Origin of the sequence: Fulvivirga aurantia (genome assembly GCF_009711475.1) — a bacterium.
In the GTDB taxonomy this organism is placed as follows: domain Bacteria; phylum Bacteroidota; class Bacteroidia; order Cytophagales; family Cyclobacteriaceae; genus Fulvivirga; species Fulvivirga aurantia.
Genome location: NZ_SMMD01000157.1, coordinates 1 through 760 on the forward strand (window position 1 = coordinate 1; position 760 = coordinate 760).

Annotated in this window: 1 protein-coding gene; it reads left to right on the forward strand. The window is 40.0% G+C overall.

Annotated elements, in window-relative coordinates:
* Positions 1-216: 216 nt before the first annotated feature.
* Entirely contained in the window at positions 217-651 is a 435-nt protein-coding gene (locus tag E1176_RS00455; RefSeq protein ID WP_155208625.1) for an SRPBCC family protein, read from the forward strand.
* Positions 652-760 lie beyond the last annotated feature (109 nt).

Here is a 760-nt window from a genome sequence, read left to right on the forward strand (position 1 = left end):
TCCTTCGTCAGAATGACCTGTAAGAGTTGTATTACAACTTTTGAGACAGCCTCATCTATCAAGAATAAACAAACGCTCAGTTTACTAATGCCATTCAGGATACTTGAAAGATCCCTCCAGCAGGTCGGGATGACCCGATAAAATATCTCCGTCTAGTCACTGTTCTTTTGTATGCAAAATGGATATCTTCAAGTCATAAAAAAAATCAGAATCCCTATGAAGACTACCGATCCGCCAATTATCGTATCTCAAAAGTTCAACAATATCAGTCGAGAAAAACTCTGGCATGCAATCACTGACCTTAAAGAAATGAAAAAGTGGTACTTTGAACAGCTCGAAGAGTTTGAACCATCGGTTGGTTTTAAAACCTCTTTTGTCGTTGAGGTAGAAGACCGCACTTACACACACCATTGGCAAGTAACTGAGGTCATTTCAGGCCAAAGGATTGTATATAAATGGCATTTTGATGAATATGAAGGCGTCTCATTTTCTGCTTTCGACATTGCAGAGGATGATTCCGGTGTAACATTAAGTGTTACTTGTGACGTTGCTGCTGACTTCCCGGAGGGTGTGCCTGAATTTACTCGTGATAGCTGTATTGGTGGTTGGGAATACTTCATCGGTCAACGATTAAAAGAATATTTAAGATAATTCTGGCAGAAGATGCTGTACATGACATTATGAAAGCAAACTCAAAAAGAATGTCATCCCGAGGAATCGAGGCCGGTATGCAGACATCTTTCTATCTAGCAACACGATT